The organism is Mycobacterium sp. TH-M15 (genome assembly GCF_057473705.1).
On the sequence record NZ_JBYCLB010000222.1, the window covers coordinates 1 to 3,223 of the forward strand.

Annotated in this window: 3 protein-coding genes; all 3 read right to left on the minus strand. The window is 71.1% G+C overall.

The window, feature by feature from the left end:
* The coding region (locus AC2VNT_RS05275; protein WP_486945852.1) for a UvrD-helicase domain-containing protein at positions 1-1,486 on the minus strand (1,486 nt) is incomplete at its 3' end.
* A 125-nt stretch (positions 1,487-1,611) separates the two neighbouring features.
* Positions 1,612-2,874, minus strand: coding sequence for an NADH:flavin oxidoreductase (locus AC2VNT_RS05280; protein ID WP_486945853.1), 1,263 nt, complete (start codon positions 2,872-2,874; stop codon positions 1,612-1,614).
* A 49-nt stretch (positions 2,875-2,923) separates the two neighbouring features.
* A partial coding sequence (locus tag AC2VNT_RS05285) for an alpha/beta hydrolase family protein (RefSeq protein ID WP_486945854.1) occupies positions 2,924-3,223 on the minus strand: 300 nt, incomplete at its 5' end.

Here is a 3,223-nt window from a genome sequence, read left to right on the forward strand (position 1 = left end):
GGGCCAGCCCGGCCGGCAGCCGTCCGGTATCGCCGGTGAGCGCCGCGACCAGCTCGGCATCCGGCTCGGCCGGGTCCGCGTCATCGCCGCCGGCGCGGCGCAGCGCCCGGCGCAGCTGGCGCAGGGTGATCGGGTCCACCCGCCCGATCGGGCCGGTGAGCAGCGCCCGCGCCCGCCGGCCGTCGAGGCCGGCGACGGCGGCGGTCAGCACCGCCAGCAGGGCGGCGACCGTCGGCTGCTCGGCCAGCGGTGCGTCGGCGGCGGGCAGTACCACCGGCACCCCGGCACCGGCCAGCGCCCGGGTCAGCCCGCCGCCCACCCGGGGAACCGACCGGACGATCACCGCCATCTGCGACCACGGCACCCCGTCGATCAGGTGGGCCCGGCGCAGCGTGTCGGCGATCAGCGCCGCCTCGGCGTGCCCGGAGGTCGCGGTCCGCGCCGTCACCGAGCCGGCCGGGCCGGTTCCGTCGAGCGGCCCGGGGCCGCCGGCGCCGGGCCGCCGCCCGGCGATGCCGCCGATGGCCCGGGTGATCGCCGACGCACACCGGTGCGACGTGGTCAGCGTCACGGTCGGCGAAGCACCGGACGCCGCCAGCAGCGCGTCCGGCTGGCCGCCGCGGAACCCGAACACCGCCTGGGCCGGGTCGCCGGCGATCAGGGTCCGGTCGGCCCCGGCGGCCAGCGCCCGCACCAGCGCGGCCGCCTGCGGGTCGAGTTGCTGGGCGTCGTCGACCAACAGCAGCCGCACCCGGGCGCGCTCGTCGGCGAGCAGGCCCGGGCCGGCGGCGAACGCATCCAGGGCCGCCCCCACCAGCTCGGCGGCGCCCAGCGCGGGCACCGCCGCCTGCGGTGCCGCGGTGCCGACCGCCGAACGCAGCAGCATCACCTGCTCGTACTGCTTGGCGAACCGGCCCGCGGCGACCCACTCCGGGCGGCCCGCGCGCCGGCCCAGCCGGGCCAGCCGGTCCGGGCCGACCCCGCGTTCGGCGCAGCGGGCCAGCAGGGAGCGCAGCTCGGTGGCGAACCCGTCGGTGCCCAGCGCGGCGCCCAGCGCCGCCGGCCAGGCCGCCGGGCCGTCGCCGGCGAGCAGTTCCCGGATGACGGCGTCCTGCTCGGCGCTGGTCACCAGCCGCGGCGGCAGGTCGCCCGCGCGCCGGGCCGCCAGCCGCAGCACGGCGAACGCGTAGGAGTGCACGCTGCGCACCAACGGTTCCCGGATCACCGCCGGGCCCGCGGCACCGGGCCGGTCGGCGGCCGAGAGCAGCGCGGTGGTCAGTGCGGTGCGGGCCGCGGTGCCGAGCCGGCCCACCCCGGTCAAGAACAGCACCGACTCCGGGGCGACCCGACCCGCCGCGACGGGCGCCGCGGCCGCGGCGTCCGCCAGGCTGGGCGGGCCGGGGCCCGGACCGCCCAGCACCCGCAGCACCCCGCGGGCCGCCGGGTCGAAGGCGGCGTCCGCGTCGGTATCCCAGTGGCGAGCCATGTCCGGATGACACCACGGGGGTCCGACAAGGGACCGTCTGGCCGATACGCAGCAGGAGCACTCCGGCTACTGCCGCGGCGCCGGGTCCCGAAGTCGCATTTCCAAAGGATGGGCCCCGGAAGCGCCTATCTTTGAACGGATACCGGCCGCGGCGCTGCGAAGCTGTGCGCATCCGGCTTGCTGCGGTAGCGCTGCTCCGGATCCAGCACGCAGTGGGTCCGACCGAAAACCGTCACCATGCACTTGTTGCAGTGATTGCATCGGCTCTGAGTCGCCGGATCATCCATAATCTGTCGGATCAAGTCCGGTTCACGCAACAGCGCCCGGCCCAGCGCAAGGAAGTCGAAGCCCTCCCGCATGCCGGTGACCATGTGATCGTAGTTGGTGATGCCGCCTAACAGGATCAGCTTGGTGTTCTTGACCGCGGGGAGAAACTGGCGTGCCGACTCCAGCATGTACAGATCTTCGTAGGGATACTGCCCCATCATCTTCTTGCCCAGGATCCGAACACCGGTCTTCAGTGGCTGCGGCATCACCGCAGCGAACTCGTCGACCGGAACGTCACCGCGGAACAGGTACATCTGATGGAATACCGACGACCCCTGGGTCAGCTCGATCGCGTCCAGGTTGGCGTCCTGATCCAGAAGCTGTACAGTGCGCAGCGATTCGGAGAGCCAGATGCTACCGGGTATCCCGTCGTCCATACTGATCTTGGCGATCACCGCGACCCGGTCTCCGATGACCTCCCGGACCCGTTGCGCAATTTCACGGACGAATCGACTGCGCTCGTCGATACCACCACCGTAGGCGTCTTTGCGGCGGTTGAGTTTCGGGCTCAAGAACGAGCTCGGCAGGTACAGATGTCCGAAATGCAGTTCCACCACGTCGAATCCGGACTCGGCCGCGATCTCGGCAGCCGCGCCGAACTGGTCGATGACGCGGGCTATCTCCGCGGCGCTGATCCCGCGGCAGTACTCCAGGCTGGACGGGTTGAAGAACTTGCTCGGCGCCATCGGCGTAGTGCCGGTGACCTTCTTGGAGGCCACCACGCCCGCGTGCCCGAGCTGGGCCGAAGCGGCGGCGCCGCCGCCGTGCACGGTGTCGGTAAATTTCTTCAGGCCCGGCATCGCCTTTTGGCTCATCAGAATCTGTCCCGGCGCGCTGGCTCCTTCCGGGGCCACACAGCAGTAGGCCAGTGTTGTCATGCCAACGCCCCCGTCGACGTATCGACGATGAAAATCGATAAGCTCTTCGGTGACAAGCCCTTTCGGCGACCGGCCCTCCGACGTCGCGGCTTTGATGATCCTGTTGCGCAACCGAACGGGGCCAAGGGTCGCCGGCGCGAACGGATCGGGTGCCCGTTGTGCCGATGTCTCAGTGTTCGCCATCCCGCGAGTCTGCCGAGACTGCGAAAATAGCGTCAATTATCGATACCAGTCAGCGGGATGGGCAGGTGTTCACCCGCTGCCGCCCGGCCATCACGTCATCCGCGAAGCTCCGCGCATCGGGGAAGGAGGCGGACACCGCGCGGCGATGGTCTGCATCCGGGTACGTGCGATATTCCAGCCCGACGTGCTTATCGCAGTACTTCCGCACCACCTCGTCGGTCATCGGCGGCAGGATCGTGGTGTCGGCGAGTCCCTGCACGATCAGCACCGGCACCGCGGGCGTCAGGTTGGCCGGATCCTGCCGTGCGAAGTAGTCGGTCAGCGGGTTTAGGTCTGTTCGCAACATAAA